Raw genomic sequence first — 25,074 nt, forward strand, 5'->3', positions numbered from 1 at the left:
CTCAGCGCCCTCCGATGGGTGGCAGCGACACCGGCGTACCGGTGGGTTCGACGGCCAGACCCAGGTCGCGCAGCGCCTGGGTGATCTCGCGGACCTCGCCGGCGGCGCTGGTGACGCGCAGCCGCAGCCGGCGATCCTCCAGTGCCCGGCTGATCCGCGCGGGCCGGGTGGACGCGGAGCCACGCCGGTTGATCCGGTCGATCTCGGCTGCGGCGTCCTCCATCCGGGAGATCGCGTCGAGGATCCGCGGGTCGGGGGTGAAACCGGGGTCGTCGCGTTGCAGCCGGGCGATGGCGTCACGGAAGTCGGAGGCGTCGCGGCGCAGGTTGGTGACGAGGTTGTCGGTGAGCGCGCTGACTCCGCTGACACTCCTGGCCCGGTGCGACTTGTCGTCGATCAGCCACACCCAGCCGTCGTGGCCGATGCCGACCAGGTCGGTGCCGGCGACCTTGACGTTGGCGTCGGGGCCCTTGAGGAACAGCTCGATGCTGCTCAGCGAGAACGCGGCGCCATACTCGCCGAGCACGCCGCGGCCGTAGGTGACCATGTCGTGGCGCAGGTAGGCGCGGAATCCGGGGCCGTCGTCGGCGCGGCCGCCCCGGTCGCGGAAGCGTCGCCACAGGGTCGCCAGGGCCTCCGGGTTGTGCACGGCCAACTGCTGGGTGAGCCAGATGTCGCCGCTGGCCACCACCGCGCGCAGCTCCGGGTCGGCGATGCGGGCCAGGGCCTCGGTGAGCCGGGCGTCGTTCATGTGCAGGCCCTTGGAGCGGGCCTTGCCGAGTTCACCCACTGCGGTCCGCAGCCGGGCGACGTCGTCGGGGGTGAACCGGCCGCCGAGCCGGGTCTCCAGGTCCGTGACGGCGGCCCGGCTGCCGCTCTCGGTTTCGGCGGCCACCGCCCGCCACAGCGCCTCCGGTTCCAGCTCGGCGGCGCGGCGCAACGCGGCCTGCTGGTCCGCCGGCATGGCCCGGAACGCTTCCTGGACCACTGCGGCGGGCTCGACGTGCCAGCCGGCCGCACTGGTACCGCCGGCGACCTCGAACTCGCGCAGCAGCGAGTCGGCGTACTGGGCTGCGTCGCCGGCCAGCCGCAGCGGCGCGTCCCCGACGATGCCCTCGCGCGGGCGGCTCAGTTCGCGCATCTCGGTGTTGAGCTGGTCGAAACGCTCGCCGAGCGTCTCCAGCCGCACGCCCTCGGGCAGGGCGCCGCCCTCCAGCACGTGGTCGAGGATCGCGGCGATGTTGTCGCGCAGCACGGCGATGCGTTCCAGCCGGTTGAGCGCGTTGTTCAGGTGCAGGTCGCCGACGTCGTCGACGACGCGGCGGATGAGGTGCTCCAGCAGCCGCCGGGAACGCACGTCACCGGCCTCGCTGTGCGCGGCGATGGTTCGCATGAAGCGTTGCAGTCGTGGGTTGGCGTCGGCGGCGGCGTGTACGGCGGCGGCGTCGAGGAACCGGCCGGCACGGAACCGGCGTGGCCCGGTCACGGCCGCACCACCGGGACGCGCGGACCGGCGGCGGCGCCACCGGGCTGTGAGTCCAGCACCATGAGGATGAACCGGGCGCCCTCCGGGCCGCCGACAGCGCCGCTGAGCATCGCCTCGCGTTCCACGTACGCGAGCACCGGCTCCATCAGCTTCTGCACGACCCGTTCCAGCACCTCGTTGAGCAGGATCTCGGTGAGGAACCCCTGGAGCAGGTCACGGGACGCGGCTTCGACGATCTGCCGGGTGACCCGGCGTACCACGTACCCTCGGGCGGTGCGCAGCCCCGCGCGGACGCCGAAGCGCAGGGCGACCCGGCCTCCGCGCACGGCCGCGCCGCCGATGGTGCCGGCCTCCGGGATCAGCGACAGCGCGAGTCCGAGGTACGCGGCGAACAGCTCGACCTCGACCTCGGTGCGGGTGAGGACCAGCTCCGGGTCGAGCATCGATCCGTAGAGGCGCTCGCGCTGGTGTGCGTGTGCCACGTCGACGGCGGCGACGGCCACCCCGACCACGAAGCCCAGCGGCGGGCAGAGCAGCGACAGCGCGATGATCCCCACCATGACGCCGAACGCGCTCAGCGCCTCCCGGCCCAGCTCGGTGTGGAACAGGCTGTCGACGCCGGTGGCGTAGTAGAGGTTGCCGCCGAAGAACTCGCCGATCTGCTGGTGGGTGACCAGGTGGATGCCCTGCAGCGCGAACTGTCCTCCGGGGATGGTGGCCGACGGGATGTGCTCGCTGATCCGGCTGGACCGGAACGCGAACCGGGCGTCGGTGCGGGCACGGCCGAGCATCTCGGTGTTGTTGCGCCGCATGTCCTGCAGCACCCGCCACAGCTCGTCGCGGATCGCCGACCGGTTGCCGGCGAAGCGGGCCAGCACGTCGGGCAGGTCGCTGATCTGCTTGACCAGCGGGTCGATGCCCTCGGCCTCGCCGCGTTGGATGACCAGCGCCTGCTCGATCTCGGCGAGGGTCCAGAGCACCGCGTGCGAGTCGCGGATCCGGGTGGTGCCGTCACGTTCGACGATCTCGCCGGCCGCGCCGGGGCTGCTCAACGCGGCCTCGGTGGCGAGGAACGCGCTGGAGATGGCGCGGGCGGCCCCGTACCAGGCGGTGGACGGGTTGGCCATGCTGACCGTGGCGAGGGTGCCGCCGCCCGCATCGGTGTGTTCGGCCGTCCACCGGGCGGCCTCGTGGCGACGCAGCCGCTCGCGCAGGCCCTGAAGCTCGGCGTAGTCGGTGAGCTGGGACACGATCAGCCGCTCGAAGATCGGCGCGTACCTGTCGAAGTGGGTGATCCGCGCCTCGATGCCGGTGCGCGAGCTGAGCAGCAGTTGCACGAGCATCGCCTGGCTGCCGACGACGAAGAGCTGCCCGACGGCGCCCTTGATCGCGCCACTGAGCGCCTGGACGAAGTGCAGGTTCCAGGACGCGGACGTGTCGATCCAGCCGCCCTGGATCCGGGCGAAGTGCTCGGGCTGGCTGTAGCGGCGCATCACCAGTTGGGCCAGGTGATCCAGGCGGGGCACGACCCCGGCCAGGTGGCGCAGGAACTGCACGGCGGGCGAGGCGACCGGCCGGAAGTCCAGCGGGCCGAGCCCTCCGGAACCCTGCGGCACGGGTCTGGTGAACGCCTCGCGTTCCGAGGCGCCGACCAGCAGGCTGATCGCCGCGGCCCGGCCGCGCAGCATGGCGGCGGCCTGGAGGCAGAAGTTCGCCGGGTAGCGGCAGGCCTCGCCCATCTGGAGCCGGAACGCGATGTCGTCCATCAGCCGGCGCAGCTCGTCGCCGTCCGGGCCGAGCGCGGCCAGCTCCGGTTCGCCGTTGAACGGGGCGCAGGCCCGCATCTCGGAGTGTTCGCCGGTGACGGCCGGAAACCGTCGACCCTCGGCGCCGGGCGGGGCGCTAGGGCTGCTCGGGTCGAAGACGAACCCGCCCCGGCGGGCCCCGCCGCTGCCGTCCCCACCGGCGCCACCGCCGCCCGGCCCGGTGCCGGTGCCCAGGCCACCGGCGCCAGTGCCGTCGGGTCCGCTGCCGCCGCCGGAACCGCTGCCCGCACCGGATCCGCTTTCACCCGCCCCGGAACCGGTGCCATCGCCGGTGCCACCGCCGGGGGGCGCGTTCGGGTCCGGCGGAGCGGCCGGCCCCTGCTCGACGGTGATGGGCAGCAGGTTCGCCGTGCCGGTCCAGTGCAGCGTGGCGTCGGTCTCCGCATTGCCCACCAGCAGCACGCCGGCGCCGCCGAGGCGGACGATCACCAGGCAGGTCGGCGCCGGCCCGTCGGGCGGACCGACGATCTCGTTGACCCGCCGGATCACCGCCCGGTCAACGGCCCGGTCGATCTGCGCTCGGTAGTCCTCCACGCTGGTGGTCTCGGGCCGTGGCCGGGCGATGCGCAACCGCTGCCGGGCGCCGTCGGCCATCTCGTCGTCCACCATGGCGATCAGGGCGGACCGGTCGGTGATCGGACGGCGCTCGACTGTGCCGGGTTGTGGGGTGGGCTGCACCGGCTGAACCTCGAAGTGCGGCTCTGGGTTCAACACCGTGACCGTCTCACCGAAGGCGTCGAACGTGAAGAAGGACAGCGGCGTGGTGGTTACCATGACCAACCATTTCGGCTGACCGTTGAGGTCGAACACTCGGGCGATCACACCATTCGGGGTGCCCGACGGCAGGTCACCGTGCTGACGTGCCGCCTCGCGAGCCAGCTCGGCGAAGTGGCTGGCCAGGTACCTGACCGGCCGTAGCAGCCACTGGTAGGTCACCGGGGGCGGCTCGTCGCCGTCCATCGGCACCTCGGCGGCGTCCCCACCGTCGTCGTAGGACGGCACCCGGTAGACGGCCAGCAGGTGACGCATCCGCTGCGGGTCGAACACCTCGGCTGCCGGTCGGCTCAGCGGCGCGGCCACCCCGGCCGGAAGCCCCGGGTCCAGCCGCGCCGCGGTGATCACCTCGTCGATGCGCCGGCGCACCCGGGCCTCGAAGGCCCGCCGGTCGTCCGGGGACACCCGCTCGCCGCCCGCGCCGGTCCAGCGGAACTCCGGCGCGCCTGCGCGTACCTCCAGGTAGCCGCCGCGGGGCGCGACCACCTCGCGGCGGGAGCGTTCCAGCGCGCGGGCCAGGGCCGCACCGAGCGCGTCGGTCACCGCCGCCGGCCGCTCGGTCACCGACCGGGCGTCCAGCCGGATCCGCACCGGGACGTGCACCGAGATGGCCACCGTCAGACCTGCCCGTCCAGGTGGTCGGCGAGGCGGGCCAGCGCGAGGTCGGCGAGCGCGTCGGCGTCGACCGCGCCGCCGGCCACGACCACCTCGATCTCCACCGGGAAGTGGTACGCGACGACAGCGCGGTCGTCCTCGGCCACCTGCGCGGCCTCCGCCTCGCTGCCGGCCGCCGGCAGCACCAACTCACCCGCGTGCACCAGGGCCAGCCCGGTACGGGTGACCCGGGCGGCACGGCCAGCACCGGTCGTCATCTGCTACCTCCGGTTGATCGTTGGCGGGCTGTCGCGTCCTGCCCGGTCAGGGCAGCACGGACTGGTCGCCGGTCTTCGGGTCGACGGTGGCGGCCAGGCTGAAGCCGCTGAAGGTCGCGGCCGGGGCGCCGGAGATGGTGGCGGTGGTCGGCGTGGCGCTGGTGATCATGCAGTCGCGCAGGACGAAGGACGAGAACGCCCAGTCGTCGCCGGTGTGCTCCAGCAGCGCGATGTCGAACAGGTCGCCGTCGAGGGCCAGCTTGGTGAGCCGGCCGGCGACGTCCCCGATCGCCTTGACGGTCATCGTGAAGTTCATCGACACCGGCGCGTGGATGACACCCAGGTGGGTGACCTCGCACGAGTGCAGGGCCTCGACGTTGAGCGAGAAGGATGGGCTGAACGAGTCGATGGGGCTGATCAGCACCGTCTCGGTGCCCTTGGTGTACTGCACCGCGAGGCGGGTCTTCCACTCCATGGTCTGGTTCCTCCGGGTCAGAACTTGGCCACGAGCGTGACCAGCAGGCGGCTCACGGCCGGGCCGTACGTGACGGTGACGACCAGGTCGACGGTGCGGTCGGCCCGGGCGGCGGTGACGATCGAGGTGTCGGTTGCGGTACGCGCGACCTCGGGGATGGTGAGGATGTCCAGCACCGGGATCTCGATGCGGTAGTCGTCGATCACCGACTGCCGCTTGAGTGGGCCGAGGATGCCGTCGACCTGGGTCTTCAGCAGCGTCATGCCCGGCTTGGTGATCCGCGCGTCGCCGACCAGCCCGATCAGGCCGGCGCGCAGCATGAACTCGATCGCATCGAGGGTGCGCACCAGGTCGACGTGCAGCAGGCTCGCGTCGGAGGTGAACAGCCTCCCGTCGGCGAAGTGCAGACTCTCCCCGGTGATCAGCGTCGGGTCAATGATCGGCGTGAGGTTGGCCTCGGACAGGCCCTTGATCTCAGCCGGGCCGTACTGCTTGGCCACCGGGATGGCGACCCCGCGGATCTTCTTCAGCACGATGCTGTGGTGCACCGGCAGCCCGGCCACGGCGGCCATCGCGGCGGTGGCCGCGTCACCGTCCGCGCCCCGGGCGGCGATCATCACCATCCGGCTGGTGCTGCTCTTGAGCGGGTTCGCGGCTGTCGTGATGTCCGCGACGTAGGTGGGGCCCTTCTCGGTGGCCGGGTTGACCATGGCGAACCCGAGCCGCCGCTGGCCGGCCGCGGACATCGTCTCCACGTGCGCCTTGAGCGCGTGCAGCCCCGTGGGCGCGCCCGCACCGGCGGGGTTGCCGACGCCCGACTCGTTGGCCAGCGACACCATGGTCACGTCGTCGGCGGCCTCCAGACCTCCGAGCGCGGCGGCGTAGTCGTCGCCGGCGACCTTGACCCCGTACACCTTGGCCGGACGCGGGTCCTGCAGGAACGCCAGCTCCAGGGAGTTGTAGAGGGCGTTGCGCACCACGTTGCCGGCCTGCCGGCGGGCGAAGTTGGTGACCGCGTCGTCGAGAGTCTCGATCCGGACCGGCGTGTTCGCCGGCGCCGAACCGCCGTCGGCCGTGGCCGGCGCCTTACCCACCACGGCGATGACACCCGGTGAGCGCTGGGCCAGCGGCGCCGGTGGCGGCACGATCCGGACCTCGATGAACGGGAATGCTGCTGTCGGTGCCACGGGTCCTCCCGGACGAAGTTGCTGCTGCGGTCTGGGGTCTCAGGTCGTCACGGCGGCGAGGCCGATGCCGCTGCGGGCGAGCCACTGGCCGGCCCGGGCGAACCGGGCGGCCCGCTTCTGTGCGTCGGTGCCGGTGTCGCCGCCGGGCCAGCCGTCGTCGTCGAACGTCTCGACGGGGACCACCCAGACGGCGACGACCCGATGTCGTCGCCGGACGTCGTCCGGTGCGGGCACGTCCAGGCCCAGCTCCTCGGCGCGGGCCCGCACCAGGCGGGTCTCGACGAGCAGGTCGGCCAGGGAGAAGCCCTGGTCGCGGATCAGCACGGCGGCGGCGAACGGCAGCGGACGCGGGGTCGGCGGGGCGGCCGGCGGCGCCGCGTAGCGCAGCTTCACCGTGGCCCCCGCGGCCTGCCCGCGCATCCGCGTCACCAGATCGCCGGCGGTCGCGGCGCCGACACCCGCGAGCAACCGGTCCAGGTGCGCGTCGGTGAACGCGGCCGGCTGGTGCAACCCGGCCCGCAGGCGGGCCACCAGCCGGCTCCGGCGCTCGGTCTCCAGTTGCGCCGGGTCGGCCGGCAACGCGCCCAGGTCGGCGACGATCTGCGGATCCACGTCGAAGGCGGGCACCGCCACGTCGAGGTCCTCGACCCGGTCCCGGGCGGCGCTGGTCCGCACCACCAGGCTGCCCCGCCACAACGCGTCGATCCGCAGCGCCGCACCGCCGAGCCCGTGCAGACGCACCCTCAGCTCGGTGCGGGTGGTGCCACCGGAGCCCAGCCACTCCCCCTCGGCCACCGTGACGGGAGCGGCGGCGAAGCCGAGGGTCAGCTCGTCGAAGACCGCCGCGTACGGTGGCGCGACCGGCATCGCCTCGGTGTCGTACGCGGCCTCGACCAGGTGCGCCAGGGACGCGTCATCGAAGAGCGCGGCGCGGGTGCCCGGATCGGCCAACCGCACCAGCACCCCGTCGACGAAGTCCACCGCACGGCCTCCCCGCTGCCCGCGCCGGTGCACAGTGCCCGGCTCGGCACGAGGATCGCGAAGGGCCCGTCACCGGACCGTCACCGCCACCGTCACCGTGGCCCGCCCCCGCCGCGACTGTCGGAAACTGAGCACCCGCACAGCTCTCCGCAGCCCTCTGCCGTCCGTCCTCAACGGCGGCAGGGCGCGGCGCGGCCCGGGGAGGTCCTGCTCATGAGCGTGATACCTCACAGTCATATTGATGCCTCACAGTCATCACGCTCATCCGCACATGCGCCTCCGACTGCCCTCACCCACCGTGAGACACCCTCCGCGCGAGCCGACTAGCGGTCGGCGGGCGAAGCTCCGTGCAGGACCACACGGAGAGGATGTGGGGCGCTGGTGGCGAGATCGCCGAACACGGCGAACAGCAGGGCGTACTGACCGGCCGGCTCGTCGACGAGCAACTCGCCAGCGTCAATGATCAGCAGGGTGAGCGGGCCGGCGTCCAGCCGGTCCCGGAGCACGTCGGCGAGGGCGTCCCAGGTGCTCCCCAGGTGGGCCGGCAGGGCCAGCGCACCGGCCAACGCGGCGAAGAGCGCGGGCCGGGTTCGAGCTGCTCCACCGGACAGCACCACCGCGCCGGGCAGCTCGGGGACGGCGCCGCGGAAGACCGTCAACCAGTCGGGCAGCCGACCGTCGTCCTCGTCGTACATCAGGTTTCTCCTGGTCTGGCCTGGGCGACGGTGCCGGGGCCGGCCGACGCAGCCGGCCGGCCCCGGTCGGTCAGAGCCGGTAGAAGTCGGTGTAGTGGTTGGGTGAGAACCAGGTGACCCCGGTGCTGCGGTTCACCACGATCCGGTACGCGTCCCGGGCGGCGCCCCGGGTCCGCGGGTAGACGTCGTACTCGTAGTAGGTGGCGTTGGTCGGCAGTTGACCCTCGTAGTTGTAGAAACGACCGCCCGCGAAGTTGGACAGTCCGCCGCTCCACGAATACCAGGCGCGGCTGGTCGGGAAACCCTTGGCGGACCAACCCGAACGGGCGGTACGGGCGTCCGCGCAGCGGCTGACGGTGCAGGAGCTGTAGACCGCTGCCGAGGCGGAGTCGGTCAACCGCGGGGCCACCACGGACGGGCCGACCAGCGCGGCGGCGACCATGGTGACGAGCAGGGCGAGAGTGGTGGTACGCCGGCGGATCGCGCCGAGCGTGGCCAACGGGGACACGAGGGTGGACACGGGGGTGGACACAGGCTGCCTCCAGACCATCCAGTCGATCGATCCGGGTCACTGTCGGATCGAGCCCAGTCTCACCGTTGCCGGTCGTCGGCGACAGCCCCGTCGCCCCAACTGCGCCACAATGCTCGGTGAACCCCGCACGACCCTCCGCCCTCGTGGTCCCTGACGGCGTGGCTACGGGCAAATCGGTCATCGGTTGTTAGCGTGAGACGCGGATCCGCGACCGTGGAGGGGTGCCATGACGGACGCCCCCGACGGGAGGCCGAGGCCCGCGGACCAGTGGCGACATCGGGGCGTTCGAGGGCTGACCATCGCCCGCGACGCGAGCATCCGGGGTTGGCGGTGGTGGGCGCGGCACTGGGATCGACTGGTCGCAGCCCTCCAGGACGAGGCGCCCGTCGGCTCCGGCTCGGCCCCGCCGCTCTCCGGCCCCCTCGTGGAGCAGCGCGACGCGCCCCGGCTGATCGCGGTCCCGGCACGCGGATACGTTTACTCGTTCCACATCCGCGCCACCTTCGCCTGGTCGTCGTCGACGAGCCTGCGCTCCGAGGTGCAGAGCTGGTACGTGCAGTACTTCCAGCCCAACGCGATCCAACGGCTGACCCGGCTCGCCGCCGACGCCGCCCGGAACCTGCCGCCGCATCGCGCGGGTGACCTGGAGGTGGCGTTGCGGCAGGCGCTCGCCGACGATCCGGAGTGGTCCTACGAGCGGGGTGACATCGTCATCACCTGCCGCCCCGACGCCGCCGTCCGGCTCGACGAGCGGATCATGCCGGCGCTGCAACCACACGTCGACCGGCTGCTCGAACTGGAGTACCAGTTCGACGAGCAGGTGCGCAAAGCCCGGTACGCCGAGGAACTGAGCCGCCAGTGGGCGACGCTCCTGAACACCCACGCCGACGACCAGGACGTCGCCGACGCCCGCGATCACATGCTCACCACTCAGCGGGAAGCCGCGCGCTGGATCACCGAACTCCTACGCCGCCACGCCGAATATCCGGCAGACACGGTGAGCAGCCCACTGATCCCGCCACAACAGAGCCGCCCCAGCCCCGACTAATCCCGCCCCCCCTCGCGCCTTCCGGTCGCGTCAAGATCACTTGAGGGTGAGTAGTTCCTGGCAGGCGGGCCACCAAAGCTCATTCGGCAGTGCATCCTCGTGCCGCTGCAGGTCGGACAAGAGCCGCTACCTAAGGCTCCCGCATCCAGGTGTTGGGGTCGGACACGAAGACACCCTTGCCCTGCTGCCGCCGAATCACCCGCAGCGCTTCCAACCGGGCGTAGGCCATCTGCACGGTCCCGTGGCTGACGTCGTAGCGAGCACGCAGCTCAGCAATTGAGGGCAGCTTGTCCCCCGGCTTCAACTTCTTCGACCTGACGTCGGCGATCACATCATCGGCGATGCGCCAGTAATCCGGCACTTCTCGCATGGCACTCCTCGCGTGGCAACCCGATTTGATCACACCGCGACGCGCCTAACAAGCAGCGTTGACTCATCTGACATGTCTAGCTATGTTGATTCCGAGCCGATCCTCGCGTGGCAACGAGTTCGGCTCATCCCCTCGGTCGGGGCGGGTGCGTGTGCCCGTCCCGACCCACCAAACTGCTCTGCTGTCGTACCGCTGAATTGGGCTGCGGCGGCGGAGCGGGCGGGTCGCCCGCGGCCCCCGAGCGGACGGCCCGCCCTTCCAGACCCACCACAAGGACCTTTCGCGCGCCCGCCTGCCCTCAGAGAGGATCGTCGTGACTCAGGTGTATCGAGGTGGCCAGCCCTACCCCGCCGGCTACCCAGGCAGGTTGACGCCGCACGAGGTGCGGACCCGCGCGTTCGCCGCATGCCGACGCGGCGTTGACCCCGATGAGGTACGCGAGTTCCAGGCCCGGGTGGCCGACGAGCTGGCCATGCTCAACGAGACGGTGCGGCTGCTCAGCCAGGAGAACGACCGGATCAAGCGGGCGCTGCGCGACTGGCAGACCATGCACGCGCGGGAGTGCCCGCCACCGCAGGAGCACCACCACAACTCCGGCCGCTGGTGACCGCGCGCCCCTCCCCCGGCGACCTGCTCGTCATCGACAGCCGGGCCTCGGTGCAGTTCTCCGGAGATCGCTCCCTGACCTTTCGCGTCGTCTCAGTCTGCGACCGACCGACGTACGAAGGTTGGATCTGGTTGACGGGCTACGTCCTCAACCGCCGAGGCAGCGCAACCGCCAAACGCGAGGTCTACGTCCAACTCGCCGGCCTCTGTCCCAGTCTCGTGCCCGCCGCACCCACTCCGAGATGGCAGGGCCGCCGGGGCGCTCGTTGATCTACACCACCCAGGTGCTTCTCGGCTCACTCGCGGATCCCTCAACATCGGTGTCACTGGGCAGTTGCTGGGCCCTTTCGCTGCCACCACGCGGCGAACAGGGTGTTCACCTGGGCCTTGACCTCCTCTGTGACGAGCCCTCGGGCGTCACCCATGAGCGGGACGACGGCGTGCTGGTAGACGTCCCGGTGCCGTTCGACTGATGGGCAGGCGAACACGGTCAAGATCCGCAGGACGCGCACGGTGTCCGCACCCAGGAGGGGAAAGTGAGCTTCGAGCAGGCGCGTCAGGGCCAACCACACCTTGTCGACAACGATGCCGGCGACGGCGTCCTTCACCTGCTCTGGGATGCGGGACGTGAGGTGATTCGACAAAGCATCCTGGACGGCCCGCTTGGCCGCGTCGGTGAAGATACCGATCGCCTTGTTGACCTTCTCGATCAACTGGATCAGCGCGACCAGCAGGTTGCACCAGCCGTGACTGGCCAGACCCTTCTTGACCTCCCGGGCGGTCTGCTTGTTCTGGACGAGGTCGTCGATACCCTCCGAGATCTCGTCCCACGGGTCAACCATGATTGAATCGGCGAGGATGTTCATCCGCCCGTTATCGAATGCCACCGCCGCCCGGTCGCCGACGTCGAAGGTACGCGGCAGCGGCGCGTCGCCCTTGGGGCGCGGGTCCGCTCCCCACAGGTGATTGGCAAGGTCCAGACGGGCGAGGTCGAGGGACTTCTGCCGATTCTTGGCGTTGAATTTCGGCGCCCCATTCCGATCCTTGCCGATATCCCTCTTGAGCGCGCTTCGCCGCTCGCCACGCACGGCAGGGGGCTCTACGGCGAGCTTCGCCCACCCATCCCAGCCATGCAGGGAGCCGCCGCAGCGAGAGCACGTACAGCCCGGATTCTGGGCGTTGGCGCAGTTCGCAGGGTGCATGTTCACAGCCATCCGCAGTCCGCCGTTCGGCTCGCCGTCGCTTGGGGTGAAGCACCAATGACCCTAAGTACCTGACTGGGCGCTGCCAATCGGGTCCTGTCGCTGAAGATCCGGCATTCCGCCGCTTCAGCGAGATTCCTTAGCTGCCAGACGGGTGTACGCGCCGCCTGCATCTATTGATCGTGTCGGATTTCTGATGGACGTGGCCGAAACGATCTGCAGGCCCGATGCCGACAAGCGTCTGGGCGACTCCGTCCCAGGGCTTACCGAAGGCGACGATGCCGCGCACGGGCATTGCGAGCGGCGAACGCTACCTCCTCGACAAGTCCGCGCTCGCCCGCTGGCGCTAGGACAGCCTCGTCGGTCGTTCTCTCTGGGTCTAACCGCCGAAGCTCAGCGCCTGCCGCAGATCCACGTCCAGACTCTCGTTGTACTGCGGATCGGGCTCAGCCCCGCCAGCGCTGAGGACGGTGCTGAAGAAGCATCTGGCGCCAACGGCGAGGATCACGCGGAAGATGTCCGCGTCATCGAGACCGTGAGCGCGCAGGCGGGCAACGTCGGCCTCGGTGATGGAGTTCGCGTTGGCCGCGGCCTTCCCGGCGAAGTTGACGACTGCGACCTCCTGCGCGGAGAGACCGGCGTCGCCGTAGTCTGACGCGATGGCGGCGACGGTCGACGCGTCGAAGAACTTGTCGCGTAGGACCTTTCCATGAGCCAGGCCGCAGTAGGAGGACTTCAGGGCCCGGGCCGCGGCGAGGGTCGCCAACTCATAGCGACGCAGCTCCATCCCGGCCTTCACCGCACCGTTGAGCTGCTGCCACGCCTGGTACACCGCCGGGCTGTGGGCGAACAACCTGGTGTAGTTGGGCAGGTAGCCCATCGCCTTCGTGTCCGTATCGAACATCCGCTCGGTGTCCGGCGACTGCTCTGCCTGCTGCAGGAAACTCATCCGACTCCTCCCCATTCTTGACCCGGGACGGTACGCCGTTGGAACTGCGGACGCTGTCGGGAAACCGGCCGTGCACGGGGCGCCTCGGGAGCGGCTGGCCAACCCGGCGGGTACTGAAACGCATCAGTGCGGTCCGTCTCCCGCGATGAACCCCGGCGCGGGTCTCCCCGTCCACGCCCACATTTCCAGTGCCTTGCGGTCGATGAGCGTGATGTTGAGCTGCCGGGCCATCCGGATGCCGTCGCCTGCGGTAAAGAAGCTGTTCGTCACGAGGATGCAGATCTCGCCACCGTGGATGTCCCGGCAGGTGCCGGCGAACCGCTGAATCGCGGCACTGCCGACCCGGTTGCTGAGGCTCTGCCGCTTGCACTGCGCCACGACGCGTCGACCGTCAGGAGCGATCGCCGTGACGTCGGCTCCCCGGTCACCGGAGCCGCCGCACACCGTCACATCCCGAAACCCGGAAGCAACCAGGATCCGGGCGAACCACTGCTCGAACTCTGGTCCGCTCATCGTGTCGGTCACCTCGATCAGCCTGTCCCGCTGGGCCTGGTCGGCCCGCTCGCGCGCACGCTGCTTCGACACGACAAGAACCGCCGCGGTCGTCCCCGCAACGAGGAGGCTCACCAGGAAAGCGGACCAGTATGGATGCCGCTGCACGAAATCGAGGACCATGCGGATGAGCACGAAAGCGACGACGGCACAGAGCACCAGAACCCAGCCGTTGGCGGATCTGCCGCCACCGGTCACGCGGCGGACCGTCGATCTGCGCCAAACGATGCCGCCGCGCTGCCTTCGGTAGTGCGCCCGAACCCGCGCGCCACCCTTCCTGGTGTGTGACCTGACGTACGGCACGAGGCACCTCCCCGATCGAGGAAGTCTCAGTGTCGCGGCAGCGTCCGACAAACCGAGTGCACGGCCGTCAACAGTGTCCGGAACCCGTCACTGTGCCCGTACCGTCGGCGTCAGCCGTCGTGCCGGCACCGGTGCACTCAGTTGGCGGGCACCTCCGGAGGCGTCGCGGTGGACGGGTCGACCAATGCCTGCCGCAGCGTCGCGGACTGCTCCACCGATCCCCCACGCACCCCGAGACTCCGCCGAGCCACCCGGTAGTACCCGTCGCGGGCCTCGTCGACGCGGGTCAGCATCTCCGCCACGTCCGGTGGCGCCCCGACAATTCCCCGGGCCAGCCGTTCGACCTGCCAGATCGCGTCCCGCCAGCTGGCGGCGGCGGCGACTGTCGGTTCGTCGCCGAGCAGCAGCAGGTTCTCCCAGACGATGGTGCGTCGAGCGTCCGCCTCGGCCGGCGGTGCGATGAGCAGACCGCGCCGTCGATGCACGACCACCCCGGGTCGGGTGCGCAGGTTGGCGGACGTCGGTGTGCTCAGGTGGACGAGGTCGCCCACAGCCGGCGGACGCAGCCCCCACGCGCTGAGCGCGCTGAGATGACTGAGCGCGGCGCGGCCGCCAGCCCAGGCGAGGGCCGCGCGATGACCCAGAACCGGGTCCAGCCGACTGAGGGCTGGGGCGCCGGGCCGACCGCCGACGAGGTGTGCCGGCACGAACACCTCGGGCAGCACCCTCACCAACTCGCCGTTACGGCAAGCCGACTCCAACGTCCACGATGGCACCACCTGCCGGGCAGCTCCGAGCGTCACCATCCCGCCGCCAAGCTCCACCAGATCCCGAAGCACCGAGTTCACACCACGGACCGTTGCGCCCCACCCAACCCTTGGCAACCACGCCACTCACCCCTCTGTGGACAGCAGGCAACCTGTGGACGGCGCCCGAACGCGCCCGATCTGTGCTGGCCAAGATCGGTGGCAGTTCAGCAGTCTGGTGCGCGGCGTGTCGAGCTGCTCAGCTGCCAACGATCAAGGCGAGCAGGCTCAGCTCGGCACGTCGCGACGGCGGAAGGCCGCCACGCCGACGGCGAGCAGGGCCGCGGCCACCGCCGTCAGCACCACCAGCGGCAGCACCGCCGGGTCGACCGCGGGCACGGACGGCACATGGGTGTACGGCGAGACGTTGAGGGCGGCCTGGGGCAGCTCGAGCACCGCGCCGAGTTGCCCGAGGAGCAGGAAGATCAGCAGGGCTGTCCAGGACAGCACCACGGACCAGCGGGGCAGCAGCCCGAACAGGGTGGTCACCACCCCGGCGACCACGAGCAGGGCGGGCAGTCGCAGCAGCGCGGCGCCGCCCAGCTCGACAGCCTCGCCGAGCGGGTCGTCGGTGACGAGGCCGTAGCCGAGGCCGGTGGTCACGCCGGCGAGCAGCAGCAACGCGACCGCGCCGAGCGCCGCGGCGAGGACCTGGGTGCCGAGCCAGCGGGTACGGCTGACCGCCGTGGCGAGGGCGGCTTCGAGGACGCCGTCGGTTTCGTCGCCGCGTACCCGGAGCAGGGCCTGGACCACGTACGCGCCGATGGTCAGCGCGAAGAGGCCGAGCATCGCGGCCAGGTACGCGTCGAGGAGGTTGGCTCCGCCGCCCATCGCGTTGATCGCCTCGGCGGCGGCCGGATTCTGGTCGATCATGGCGTTGAACTCGTCGCCGGCGATGCCCATGGAGAAGCCGAGTACGGCCACCCCGACCGCCCAGCCGAGGAGCGTGCCGCGTTGCATCCGCCAGGCCAGCCCGGCGGGGCTGAGCAGCCGTGGCGTGCCGCTCGCCGGTCCGCGTCGGGGCGCGATCAGCCCGGCGCCCAGGTCGCGTCGCTCGGCGAGGGCGTACGCCAGTGCCACACCGGCGAGCAGCAGCGCGACGGGTAGGGCGAGGGCCCACCAGCGTTCGCCCTCGAAGGCCCGCACCTGGTTGCCCCAGCCGAGCGGGGAGATCCATGAGGGCCAGGCGCTCTGCACCCGGGTGCCGTTGGCGCTCTGCTCGCCGAGCACGTCGCCGCCTGCGCGCAGCACGAAGGAGAGCCCGACGGTGGCGGCGGCGAGCGCGTTGGCGCCCCGGGAGGTGACGGAGAGCTGGGCGGTGACGGCGGCGATCGCCGTGAAGGCGACCCCGACACCGCCGATCGCGGCGGCTGCGGCGAGGGAGCCGGCCAGCGGTAGGCCGGCGCCGATGAGGGCGAGCGCGAGCAGTCCGGCGGCCAGCACGTTGGTGGCGACGATGACGAGCAGTGCGGCGGTCAGCGGCGCGTACCGGCCGACCACTGAGGCGCCGAGCAGCTCCGCCCGGCCGGTCTCCTCGTTCTGGCGGGTGTGCCGGGTCACCGCGAAGGTGCTCAGCAGGGCGACGATCAGGGCCAGCGTCACGTACGTCTCGGCGACCACCACCGCGCCGAGCTCGGTGCCGGCGATGGGGCCGTTGAAGGCGCGGGCGACCAGGCTGGACGCCGAGGTGGTGGCGTATCCCTGGCGGGCCGCCTGGTCCGGGTAGATGCCGGCGACGCTGGCCGCGAGGGCGTAGCCGAGCAGGGGTGTGCCGAGGACCCAGATCGCGAGGCGGATCCGGTCGCGGCGCAGCACGAGCCGGGCCAGCAGCGCGGTGTTGGTCAGCGCGCTCACCGGGCACCGGCCTGCGGGGCGCCGGCATCCGAGGCGACGGCAGCGCTGGCGCCGGCGGCGGGGTCGTCGCCGTAGTGGCGCAGGAAGAGCTGCTCCAGGGTCGGTGGGGTGCTGGTGAGGGCGCGGACGCCGAAGCGGATGAGCTGGCCGAGCAGCGCGTCGAGGTGCGCGGGGTCGACCTCCAGGTGGGTGCGCCCGTCGACCTCGTGCACGTCGTGCACGCCGGGCAGCGTGTCCAGGCCGGTGACCGGCCGGGCGGTCTCGACGGTCACCGCCGTGCGGGTGAGGTGGCGCAACTCGGTGAGGGTGCCGGACTCGACGGTGCGGCCCTCGCGGATGATGCTGACCCGGTCGCAGAGGGCCTCGACCTCGGCGAGCACGTGGCTGGAGAGCAGCACTGTGGCGCCGGCCTGCTTGACCCGCCGGACCTCGTCCTGGAACACCGCCTCCATCAGCGGGTCGAGGCCGGAGGTCGGCTCGTCGAGCACGTACAGCTCCACGTTGGAGGCGAAGGCGGCGACGATGGCGACCTTCTGCCGGTTGCCCTTGGAGTACGTGCGGCAGCGGCGGGTCGGGTCGAGGTCGAAGCGTTGCAGCAGCTCGTCGCGACGACGCCGGTCGAGGCCGCCGCGCAGCTGACCGAGAAGGTCGATGGCCTCCCCGCCGGTGAGGTTGGGCCAGAGGTTGACGTCGCCGGGCACGTACGCCAGCCGGCGGTGCAGGCCGACGGCGTCGCGCCACGGGTCGGCGCCGAGCACCCGGGCGTCGCCGGAGTCGCTGTGGAGCAACCCGAGCAGGATCCGGATGGTGGTGGACTTTCCGGAGCCGTTGGGCCCGAGGAAGCCGTGCACCTCCCCCTGCTCGACCCGCAGATCCAGCCCGTCGAGTGCCCGGATCGCGCCGAACGTCTTGACCAGGTTGCCGATCGAGATGACGGGCATCGCCCCTCCTGCCGTTGGCTGCGTCGATCGACCTCACTGTACTGACCAGCGGTCAGTCGAATCAACCGTGATCGTGCCCACCGGTCAGGACGTCGCTAGGCTGGCCGGCATGACCGCCGATCCCGCGGACGACACCCGTACCCGGATCCTGCGCGCCGCGCTCGACCTGTTCGCCGAGCACGGCTACCAACGCACCTCGCTGCGCCAGATCGGCGAGCGGCTGCGGCTGACCAAGACCGCGATCCTGTACCACTTCCCGGCCAAGGAGCACCTGCTCGCCGCCCTGGTCGAGCCACTGCTGGCCGACCTGGAGAGGCTGCTCGACGCCGCGCAGACGCAACCCACCGAGCGGGCCCGGTGGACGGTGCTGGAGGGCTGGGTGGACGTCATACTCGCTCATCGTCGACCGCTCGGCATGCTCTACCACGACATCGCGCTGGTCGGTCGGGGCGACACGTACCATCGGTTGATCACGATCGCGATGCGGGCCAACGACATCATCGCGGGGCCGGATGCCGGACGTCGGGAGCGGGTCCGGGCGGTGCAGGCGGTCGCCGCGTGCAGCGATCCGGTCGTCTTCTTCACCGACGTGTCCGACGAGGTGCTGCGCGCCGACATGCTCGACGGCGTACGCCGACTGCTGACCGCACCGACAGCGGACGCCGCAGGTCCGACGGAAGCCGACCGGGCGGGCGCGGCCGTGCGCCCCACGGACCCGGTGGCCGCGGCTCTGGCCCACGCGAACCGGCCGGACGTGGCGCCGGGCGGCGGGGCGGCTGCCCGTCGGCGGCGGCCCGGTCGACCGCCGGCGCTGGGTCGGGAGCAGGTCGAGGCGGCCCGGCGGATGCACGCGGCGGGCACCCACTCGGTAGACGCCATCGCCGCCACGTTGGGTGTCTCGCGGGCCACCGTCTACCGCCACCTGGACCGGCAATAATGAGACAGTTTTAGCGACGGTTTCGAGACGGTTGTGAGCGGATGCTCAGGCCGCCAGGGTGGCGTAGCGGCCGTTGCGGTCCAGCAGGCTGTCATGGGTGCCGGCCTCGACGATCCGGCCGTGGTCCAGCACCGCGATCTGGTCAGCGTCGCGCACCGTGGAGAGCCGGTGCGCGATGGTGATGGTCGTCCGCCCCTCGGCCAGCACGTCGAACGCGCGTTGCACGGCACGCTCGGTCTCGGTGTCCAGCGCGCTGGTGGCCTCGTCGAGGACCAGGATGCGCGGGTCGCGCAGCAGCGTGCGGGCGATGGCCAGCCGCTGCTTCTCGCCGCCGGAAAAGCGGTGGCCGCGGGAGCCGACAGTGGTGTCGTACCCGTCGGGCAGCCCGGCGATCAGGTCGTGGATCTGGGCGGCGCGGGCGGCGTCCTCGATCTCGGCGTCGGTGGCGTCCGGTCGGGCGTAGCGCAGGTTCTCCCGGACGCTGGTGTGCAGCAGGTACGTCTCCTGGCTGACCACGCCGACGATCGCGGCCAGGTCGGCCAGTCGCAGGTCGCGTAGGTCGACGCCGTCGATGGTGACCCGGCCGGCGGTCGGGTCGTGCAGTCGGCTGACCAGACCGGCGAGGGTGCTCTTGCCGGAGCCGGTCTCACCGACCAGGGCGAGGCTGGTGCCTGCGGGCACGTCCAGGGTGATCCCGGCGAGCGCCGCGGTGTCGCTGCCCGGGTAGCCGAAGGTGACGTCCTCCAGGCGCAGGTGGCCGCGCACCCGGGCCGGGTCGAGGCGGACCGGCTCGGTGGGGTCGGCCACGTCGACGGGCAGGTCCAGGTATTCGAAGATCCGGGCGAACAGCGCCAGCGACGCGGTCAGCGAGACGCCCACGTTGAGCAGACCCATCAGCGGTCGGAACAGGCCGCCCTGCAGGGCGGTGAACGCCACCAGGGTGCCGATGCTCAGCGTGCCGGCGGTGCCGGGCAGGCCCGCGGCGAGGTAGATGACCGCCGGTACGGCGGCGAAGATGATGCTCATCGAGGCCATGCGCCAACGGCCGGCCAACTCGCTACGCAGTTCCAGGTCGACCAGGCGGGCCGACGAGGCGGTGAACCGGTCGACCAGAGCGGGGCCGGTGCCGAGGGTCTTGGCCAGTTGCACGCCGCTGATCGAGAGCCCCTCCTCGACGGTGACGTTGAGGTCGGCGAGTTCGCGTTGCCGTTCGGCGGTGATCTCGCGGCGCATCCGGGCGACGCGGCGGGTCAGCCAGATGGCGGGCGGCAGCACCACGAGCGAGACCAGGGAGAGCTGCCAGGAGAGCGCGACCATGGCGACCGCTGTGGCGACCACAGTGGTGAGGTTGGACGCGACGGCGGTGGCGGTGGACGTGACCACCGACTGCATGCCGCCGATGTCGTTGGTGATCCGGGACTGCACCTCGCCCGTGCGGGTGCGGGTGAAGAAGCCGAGCGACTGGCGCTGGAGGTGGCTGAAGACGTCGGTGCGCAGCCGGTGCATGACCTGCTGGCCGACCTGGGTGGAGATCCAGGTCTGCACGACGCCGAGGGCGGAGGTCACCGCGGCCACGGCGACCATGCCGACGACCAGCCAGACCAGCAGGGTCACGTCGCCCTGGGGTAGGGCGCTGTCGATCACGGCACGCAGCAGGAACGGGCTCGCCATCGCGATGATCGAGGAGAGCACGATGATCGCGGTGACGGCGGCCAGCGCGGGACGGTGGGGGGTGAACAGGCGGCCGATGCGACGCAGCGACACCTGGCGGGCCTGCGTCTTCTCTTCGGCGCTGACGGTGCGGTGGCCGCGGTCGCGGCCCATGGGGGTGCGTTCCAAGGGGCACTACCTTCCGGTCAGGGGAACATTGCTGAGGTTACCTCAACATGAGGGAACAACCGCATCGGCTGCTACGGTATTCCGGTGATCGAGCACACGTCCGACGGCGCGGACGACGAGAGCCTGGCCGAGACGTTCTGGGCGGTGGCGTCCCGTCTGCGCCGGCAGACCCGCGAGTCGTTGGCGCCCTGGGACATCACCCCCAGCCAGTCCCGGGCGCTCGGTGTCCTGGGCCGGCACGGCGAGGTCCGCCCCGGCACGCTCGCCGAGCACCTGCACATCGCACCCCGCTCGGCGACCGAGGTCGTCGACGACCTCCAGACCCGTGGGCTCGTCGAGCGCCGGCCCGACCCGGCCGACCGACGGGCGACCCTGGTCGCGCTCACCGAGGAGGGCAACCGGGTCAGCGCCGCCATCCGGGCCGCCCGCCGAGCCGAGGCGGACCGCTTCTTCGGCCACCTGGACGACACCGACCGGGCCGAGCTGTCCCGCATCCTGCGCACCCTGCGCGCCTGACACCACGGGTTTACCCACACCGGGCGGGGGTAGCCAGCGGCCCCGTTCGGGGACGAGGTGACAGGAGGACGCTGTGTCGCTGGTGCTGCCACACCTGAACCACCGTCCCGCCTGATGTGCGGGATCACCGGGGAGGCCCGATTCGACGGCCGCTCCCCCGACGCGGCGGCGGTCACCCGGATGACCGAGGCGATGCGCTCACGCGGCCCGGACGACGAGGGCCTGTTCACCGACGGCTGGGTGACCCTCGGGCACCGCCGGCTGACCATCATCGACCTGTCCGACGCGGGCGGACAGCCGATGGTCCGCGACGACCTGGGCCTGGCGCTGGTCTTCAACGGCTGCATCTACAACTACCCCGAGCTGCGCGAGGAACTGCGGAACGCCGGGTACGCCTTCCACTCGACCAGCGACACCGAGGTGATCCTGGTCGCGTACGCGCACTGGGGCGAACGGTTCGTCGACCACCTGGTCGGCATGTTCGCGATCGGCCTGGTCGACCGGCCGCGGCGGCGGCTGATCCTGGCCCGCGACCGGCTCGGCATCAAACCGCTCTACCTCGCCGAGACACCTGGACGGCTGCGGTTCGCCTCCACCCTGCCCGCGCTGCTGCGGGCCGGCGACGTCGACACCAGCATCGACCCGGTGGCGCTGCACCACTACCTGTCCTGGCACTCCATCGTGCCCGCGCCACGGACGGTGCTGCGCGGTGTGCGCAAGCTGCCGCCGGCCACCCTGCGGGTGATCGAGGCGGACGGGCGCAGCCGCGAGGAGGTGTACTGGCGACCCGACTACGTGCGGGAGCCCGCCGACGCGGGGATGGACGCCGCCGACTGGAAGGCCGCCATCGGGGACGCGCTGCGCGCGGCGGTACGCCGACGGCTGGTCGCCGACGTGCCGGTCGGCGTGCTGCTCTCCGGTGGACTGGACTCCAGCCTCATCGTGGCGCTGCTCGCCGAGGCCGGGCAGCAGCACCTGCGGACGTTCAGCATCGGCTTCGACAGCCGCGACGGCGAGTCCGGCGACGAGTTCCACTACTCCGACCTGGTGGCCCGCGCGTACGACACCGACCACCACCGGATCCGGCTGGCCGACGACGACCTGGTGCCCGCCGTACGGCGTGCCGTGCTGGCGATGACCGAGCCGATGGGCAGTCACGACGTGGTCGCCTTCCACCTGCTGTCCGAGCAGGTGGCGCAGCATGTGAAGGTGGCGCAGTCCGGGCAGGGCGCCGACGAGGTGTTCGCCGGCTACGGCTACCACCAGCCACTGGTGGAGGCGCCCCGACACAGCGCCGCCGAGACGTTCGCCGCCGCGTTCTTCGACCGCGACCACGACGAGCTGCGGGGCATCGTCGGCCCGGCGTACGCGCTGGAGCACGACGCCAGCCGGGAGCTGCTCACCGAACACCTCGCCGCGCCCGGGGCACAGACCGCGCTGGACGCCGTGCTGCGCCTGGACACCCACCTGATGCTCCCCGACGACCCGGTCAAACGGGTGGACAGCATGAGCATGGCGTGGGGGTTGGAGGTGCGTACGCCCTTCCTCGACCAGGACCTGGTCACCCTGGCCGCACACTGCCCGCCGGAACACAAGGTCGCCCAGAACGGCAAGGGCGTGCTCAAGGAGGTCGCCCGGGAGGTGCTGCCGGCCGAGGTGATCGACCGTCGCAAGGGCTACTTCCCGGTGCCCGCGTTGCGCAACGTGGACGGCCCGGTGCGGCACCTGGTCGCCGAGGCGTTGCAGGCGCCGGCCGCGCGCGAGCGGGGGCTGTTCCGCCCGGAGTACGTGGCACAGTTGCTCGCCGAACCGGACCGGGCCGAGGCGGCTGCCGGCAGCAACAAGCTGTGGCAGCTCGGCCTGCTGGAGCTGTGGCTACAGACCCACGACATCCGCTGAACGCCGCCGATCAGCCGGCAGTCGTGCGGGCGGCCAGGTCGTCCACGACGGCGCGCAGGTCACCGGTGCGCTCCAGCACCCGACGCTGCCGGGTCGCGCCGGTGCCGTCGCGGCGCAGCCGGGCCAGTTGCGCCAACACGTACCCCAGGTCGCCGTGGCGCAGCAGGGCCGGGGCGATCACCGCCATCAACTCGTCGACGAGCGCCCAGGCGGGGCGGGTGCCGCCGGCGCGCAGGTCGATCAGTTCGCCGTCGAGGCCGTCGTGGGCGGCCCGCCAGTGGGCGGCGGCGACCAGACAGTCGCGCACGGGCGGCGCGGTCACCCCGGCGCGAACGTCGTCGGCGAGGGTGGCGACCAGTGACCGGACCAGCGCGGCGACCAGCACCGCGTCGTCCACGTCCGGGCAGACGTCGCCCACCCGGATCTCCACCGTCGGGTAGGCCGACGACGGTCGGGCGTACCAGTAGACCATCGCGGCGTCGAGCATGATGCCGGCGGCGATCAGCTCGTCGACGGTCCGGTCGTAGTCGGCTGCGGAGTCGAAGTACGGCGTGGGGCCGATGCTGGGCCAGCGTTCCAGCTGCATGGACCGCCAGCTGGCGTGGCCGGTGTCGTGCCCGTCGTGCAGCGGCGAGTTGGTGGTGATCGCCTGCACCACCGGCAGCCACGTCCGCAGGTGGTTGCAGACCTGCACGGCCAGTTCCCGGTCGGGCAGCCCGACGTGGACGTGACAGCCGCACACCGCCGGGTCGTGCGCCACCGGGCCGTACCGGCGCGACATCGCGTGGTAGCGCGGTTCGTCGGGGACCGTCCGGTGCGGCTCGGCCACCGGGGTGGCGCCGATCGCCACCAGCCGGGCCCCGGCCGCGGTGGCGGCCTCGGCGGCGGAGTGGCGCAGCGCCACCAGGTGCGCGCGCAGCTCGCTGAGGTCGGCGCAGACCGGGGTGACCATCTCCACCATGCTGTGCCGGAACTCCTGGCGGCTCTGGTCCCGGGCGGAGCCGCGAAGCGCGGACAGCACCTGGTCGGCCACCGGCAGGTTGCGCCCGCTGTCCGGGTCGAGCAGCAGGAACTCCTCCTCGACGCCGAGCGTGAGGGTGGACAGGTCGGGCACGGTGCCGGCGGTCGCCGAACGGTACTTCATGGTTTCTCGCCCTCCACTGCTGCGGCCGGCGCCTCGGTTTCCCGGCGCAGCCCGGCGGCAAACGCCCGCTCAGGAGGTCGCCAGGGCCGCCGCGCGGGCGGTGAGGAAGGCCCGTTCGGCCGCGTTGTCCGTCAGGGCGACGGCTGTCCGGTACGCCTCGACGGCCTCCGCCTCCCGACCGAGGCGGACGAGCAGGTCGGCGCGGACCGCGTGGTGCACGTGGTAGCTGTCCAGGTCGAGCCGATCCACCTCGGCCAGCCCCGCGGCCGGCCCGGCCACCTCGGCGAGCGCGACGGCCCGGTTCAGCGCGACCACCGGGCTGGGGGCGACGACCGTCAGGTGGTCGTACAGCTGGAGGATCTGACCCCAGTCGGTGTCGGCGCTTCGCGGCGCGGCGCTGTGCACGGCGGCGATCGCGGCCTGGATCTGGTACGGCCCGGGCCGGTCGCGGCGCAGGCAGCGGCGCACCAGCGCCTGCCCCTCGGTGATCAGCTCGGCGTCCCACCGGGCCCGGTCCTGGTTGGGCAGCGCCACCAGCTCACCTGCGGCGTTGGTCCGCGCGTTGCGGCGGGACTCGGTGAGCAGCATCAACGCGAGTAGACCGAGCGCCTCCGGCTCGTCCGGCATCAGCTCGACCAGCAGCCGGGTCAGCCGGATCGCCTCGACGCACAGCTCGGCGCGGACGAGCTGTCGCCCGGCGCTCGCCGTGTACCCCTCGTTGAAGATCAGGTAGAGCACCGCGAGCACCGCGTGCAGCCGGTCGGGCAGGTCGGCGTCGCGGGGCACGCGGTACGGGATCCGGGCGTTGCGGATCTTCGACTTGGCACGGACCAGCCGTTGCGCCATGGTCGCCTCGGGCACCAGGAAGGCCCGGGCGATCTCGGTGGTGCTCAGCCCACCGAGCAGGCGCAGGGTGAGCGCGACCCGGGCCGCCGGGGCGAGCGCCGGATGGCAACAGGTGAAGATCAGACGGAGTCGGTCGTCGCGCACGGGTCCCTCCTCGACGGGTCCGTCGGCCGCGAACAACAGGGCCGCCTGGGCGTGCCGGTCGACCCGGGACGCGTCGCGGCGCAGCCGGTCGATCGCCCGGTTCCGGGCCGTGGTGATGATCCAGCCGGCCGGACTGGGCGGCAGGCCGGTCGTCGGCCAGCGCGCCACCGCGACGACGAAAGCCTCCTGCACGGCCTCCTCGGCGAGGTCGATGTCGCCGAGGAGGCGAACCAGAACGGCGACCGCGCGCCCGTACTCCGCGCGGAACACCGCCTCCACATCCGGCACGG

General features: G+C 71.7%; 23 protein-coding genes. 5 read left to right on the plus strand and 18 right to left on the minus strand.

Translation table 11 applies throughout. The annotated features are described in order from the left end of the window. Window position 1: 1 nt before the first annotated feature. The 8 genes from CLT68_RS23415 to CLT68_RS23450 all read right to left on the minus strand — a co-directional run bounded on the left by CLT68_RS23415 (window position 2) and on the right by CLT68_RS23450 (window position 8,738). Complete coding sequence (locus tag CLT68_RS23415; protein WP_099854047.1) at window positions 2-1,486, minus strand: hypothetical protein; 1,485 nt, start codon at window positions 1,484-1,486, stop codon at window positions 2-4. After that, a complete protein-coding gene (locus CLT68_RS23420) occupies window positions 1,483-4,701 on the minus strand; it encodes a hypothetical protein (protein WP_099854049.1) in 3,219 nt (1,072 codons plus the stop codon). The genes CLT68_RS23415 and CLT68_RS23420 overlap by 4 nt, the downstream gene beginning before the upstream one ends. 2 nt (window positions 4,702-4,703) lie before the next feature. After that, window positions 4,704-4,958, minus strand: a complete 255-nt coding sequence (locus CLT68_RS23425) for a hypothetical protein (RefSeq protein WP_099854051.1) — start codon at window positions 4,956-4,958, stop codon at window positions 4,704-4,706. Window positions 4,959-5,004: 46 nt separating this feature from the next. After that, entirely contained in the window at window positions 5,005-5,433 is a 429-nt protein-coding gene (locus CLT68_RS23430) for a hypothetical protein (RefSeq protein ID WP_099854053.1), read from the minus strand. Between the two features lie 17 nt (window positions 5,434-5,450). Next, complete coding sequence (locus CLT68_RS23435) at window positions 5,451-6,620, minus strand: hypothetical protein (protein WP_099854055.1); 1,170 nt, start codon at window positions 6,618-6,620, stop codon at window positions 5,451-5,453. Between the two features lie 39 nt (window positions 6,621-6,659). Then, window positions 6,660-7,601 carry a hypothetical protein gene (locus CLT68_RS23440; protein WP_099854057.1) on the minus strand — a complete coding sequence of 314 codons (942 nt, stop codon included), beginning with the start codon at window positions 7,599-7,601 and terminating at the stop codon, window positions 6,660-6,662. A 323-nt stretch (window positions 7,602-7,924) separates the two neighbouring features. Beyond that, window positions 7,925-8,296: a barstar family protein gene (locus CLT68_RS23445; protein ID WP_099854059.1), complete on the minus strand. Its 372-nt coding sequence runs from the start codon at window positions 8,294-8,296 to the stop codon at window positions 7,925-7,927. Window positions 8,297-8,366: 70 nt separating this feature from the next. Then, complete coding sequence (locus CLT68_RS23450) at window positions 8,367-8,738, minus strand: ribonuclease domain-containing protein (protein WP_486482454.1); 372 nt, start codon at window positions 8,736-8,738, stop codon at window positions 8,367-8,369. A 316-nt stretch (window positions 8,739-9,054) separates the two neighbouring features. Here CLT68_RS23450 and CLT68_RS23455 point away from each other — a divergent pair, with 316 nt between their 5' ends. Continuing rightward, window positions 9,055-9,876: a hypothetical protein gene (locus tag CLT68_RS23455; protein WP_099854061.1), complete on the plus strand. Its 822-nt coding sequence runs from the start codon at window positions 9,055-9,057 to the stop codon at window positions 9,874-9,876. Between the two features lie 130 nt (window positions 9,877-10,006). Here CLT68_RS23455 and CLT68_RS23460 read toward each other — a convergent pair whose 3' ends face one another. Then, window positions 10,007-10,246, minus strand: a complete 240-nt coding sequence (locus CLT68_RS23460; RefSeq protein WP_099854063.1) for a winged helix-turn-helix domain-containing protein — start codon at window positions 10,244-10,246, stop codon at window positions 10,007-10,009. A gap of 322 nt (window positions 10,247-10,568) precedes the next feature. Between CLT68_RS23460 and CLT68_RS23465 the strand changes: the two genes are divergently transcribed. Then, the gene (locus CLT68_RS23465) at window positions 10,569-10,853 is read left to right on the plus strand and encodes a DivIVA domain-containing protein (protein ID WP_088951787.1); all 285 of its coding nucleotides are present in this window, start codon (window positions 10,569-10,571) and stop codon (window positions 10,851-10,853) included. 322 nt (window positions 10,854-11,175) lie between these two features. On the opposite strand, the gene CLT68_RS23475 is transcribed toward CLT68_RS23465, so the two are convergent. The 6 genes from CLT68_RS23475 to CLT68_RS23500 form a co-directional block, all read right to left on the minus strand. After that, a complete protein-coding gene (locus CLT68_RS23475; protein WP_486482285.1) occupies window positions 11,176-11,940 on the minus strand; it encodes a hypothetical protein in 765 nt (254 codons plus the stop codon). A gap of 493 nt (window positions 11,941-12,433) precedes the next feature. Beyond that, entirely contained in the window at window positions 12,434-13,003 is a 570-nt protein-coding gene (locus tag CLT68_RS23480; RefSeq protein WP_486482286.1) for a carboxymuconolactone decarboxylase family protein, read from the minus strand. A gap of 123 nt (window positions 13,004-13,126) precedes the next feature. Further along, window positions 13,127-13,753, minus strand: coding sequence for a restriction endonuclease (locus CLT68_RS23485; protein ID WP_199177128.1), 627 nt, complete (start codon window positions 13,751-13,753; stop codon window positions 13,127-13,129). Window positions 13,754-13,995: 242 nt separating this feature from the next. Continuing rightward, window positions 13,996-14,706, minus strand: coding sequence for a hypothetical protein (locus tag CLT68_RS33435; protein ID WP_199177129.1), 711 nt, complete (start codon window positions 14,704-14,706; stop codon window positions 13,996-13,998). A gap of 186 nt (window positions 14,707-14,892) precedes the next feature. Further along, window positions 14,893-16,518 carry an anibiotic ABC transporter gene (locus CLT68_RS23495; protein WP_099854068.1) on the minus strand — a complete coding sequence of 542 codons (1,626 nt, stop codon included), beginning with the start codon at window positions 16,516-16,518 and terminating at the stop codon, window positions 14,893-14,895. Continuing rightward, window positions 16,515-17,459 (minus strand): ABC transporter ATP-binding protein, encoded by a 945-nt coding sequence (locus CLT68_RS23500; RefSeq protein WP_099854070.1) that lies wholly within the window; start codon window positions 17,457-17,459, stop codon window positions 16,515-16,517. The genes CLT68_RS23495 and CLT68_RS23500 overlap by 4 nt, the downstream gene beginning before the upstream one ends. A 109-nt stretch (window positions 17,460-17,568) precedes the next feature. Here CLT68_RS23500 and CLT68_RS23505 point away from each other — a divergent pair, with 109 nt between their 5' ends. After that, the gene (locus tag CLT68_RS23505; RefSeq protein ID WP_099857533.1) at window positions 17,569-18,396 is read left to right on the plus strand and encodes a TetR family transcriptional regulator; all 828 of its coding nucleotides are present in this window, start codon (window positions 17,569-17,571) and stop codon (window positions 18,394-18,396) included. A gap of 45 nt (window positions 18,397-18,441) precedes the next feature. Here CLT68_RS23505 and CLT68_RS23510 read toward each other — a convergent pair whose 3' ends face one another. Further along, window positions 18,442-20,220 carry an ABC transporter ATP-binding protein gene (locus tag CLT68_RS23510; protein ID WP_199177267.1) on the minus strand — a complete coding sequence of 593 codons (1,779 nt, stop codon included), beginning with the start codon at window positions 20,218-20,220 and terminating at the stop codon, window positions 18,442-18,444. A 99-nt stretch (window positions 20,221-20,319) separates the two neighbouring features. Between CLT68_RS23510 and CLT68_RS23515 the strand changes: the two genes are divergently transcribed. Both CLT68_RS23515 and CLT68_RS23520 read left to right on the plus strand, forming a co-directional pair. Further along, window positions 20,320-20,751 (plus strand): MarR family winged helix-turn-helix transcriptional regulator, encoded by a 432-nt coding sequence (locus CLT68_RS23515; RefSeq protein WP_099854075.1) that lies wholly within the window; start codon window positions 20,320-20,322, stop codon window positions 20,749-20,751. Window positions 20,752-20,865: 114 nt separating this feature from the next. Further along, window positions 20,866-22,650 carry an N-acetylglutaminylglutamine amidotransferase gene (locus CLT68_RS23520; RefSeq protein WP_099854077.1) on the plus strand — a complete coding sequence of 595 codons (1,785 nt, stop codon included), beginning with the start codon at window positions 20,866-20,868 and terminating at the stop codon, window positions 22,648-22,650. Window positions 22,651-22,660: 10 nt separating this feature from the next. Here CLT68_RS23520 and CLT68_RS23525 read toward each other — a convergent pair whose 3' ends face one another. Together CLT68_RS23525 and CLT68_RS23530 are read right to left on the minus strand one after the other, a co-directional pair. Further along, window positions 22,661-23,794 carry a carboxylate-amine ligase gene (locus tag CLT68_RS23525; protein ID WP_099854079.1) on the minus strand — a complete coding sequence of 378 codons (1,134 nt, stop codon included), beginning with the start codon at window positions 23,792-23,794 and terminating at the stop codon, window positions 22,661-22,663. A gap of 69 nt (window positions 23,795-23,863) precedes the next feature. Beyond that, entirely contained in the window at window positions 23,864-25,072 is a 1,209-nt protein-coding gene (locus CLT68_RS23530) for an RNA polymerase sigma factor (RefSeq protein ID WP_099854081.1), read from the minus strand. Between the last annotated feature and the right edge of the window lie 2 nt (window positions 25,073-25,074).

It is taken from the genome of Micromonospora sp. CNZ299, assembly GCF_002754415.1.